This window comes from Brachyspira sp. SAP_772 (assembly GCF_009755885.1).
In the GTDB taxonomy this organism is placed as follows: domain Bacteria; phylum Spirochaetota; class Brachyspiria; order Brachyspirales; family Brachyspiraceae; genus Brachyspira.
Genome location: NZ_VYIX01000180.1, coordinates 1 through 698, shown reverse-complemented (window position 1 = coordinate 698; position 698 = coordinate 1). Strand labels below are relative to the sequence as shown.

The 698-nt window shown below is 23.1% G+C and carries 2 protein-coding genes; both read left to right on the top strand.

The window, feature by feature from the left end; all coding sequences use genetic code 11:
- Window positions 1-250 (top strand): DUF305 domain-containing protein (locus GQX97_RS13400; RefSeq protein WP_157152303.1); only part of this gene is annotated, 250 nt, incomplete at its 5' end.
- Window positions 251-408: 158 nt separating this feature from the next.
- Window positions 409-698: LpxD N-terminal domain-containing protein (locus tag GQX97_RS13395; protein WP_304488837.1), on the top strand; the 290-nt coding region annotated here is incomplete at its 3' end.

Sequence of the window (698 nt, the reverse complement as noted above, 5' to 3'; positions counted from 1 at the left end):
TGATGAAGCAGAAAAAATMATGAATGATATGATGATGGAAATGTCTATGATAGAAGTTAGTGCTGATAATGATATAGATTTCATTAAAGGAATGATWCCTCATCATCAGGCTGCTGTTGATGCTTCTAAACAAATATTAGCTTATACAAAAGATGATAAAATTAAAGAGATTGCTAATAGAATAATAGCTGACCAAGAAAAAGAAATAGCTGATATGAACAATTTATTARCTTCAYTAACTTCAAAATAATAATAGTAAATAATACAATATTAAACGCTATGGATTTTATYATCTATAGCGTTTTTTATTTTTTAAAAAAWATAATAAGAAAAATATAAATTTGCAAAAAAACATATTTGTTTATAAAATGAAATATATTTTTTAATAACTTTGTAAATGGAGCTAACATGAATATTAAAGATATTTCTAAATTTTTGAATGCYATAAAAATASTWGGAGATGATAATATTAATATAACAACACTCTCTCCTATTAATGATATATCAGAAGGCTCTATAGTTTGTGTTGATAATAATAAATATATAGAAACAGCTTTAAATAGTAAGGCGAGTGCAATTATTTTAAGAGAGGATTTAGCAAACACTATAGAAGATTTTAAAAAGAAAATTGCTATTATTCATGCTAACCCTAAAGAAGCATTTATAAAACTTCTCTATATTTTATTTGAAGATAAAAA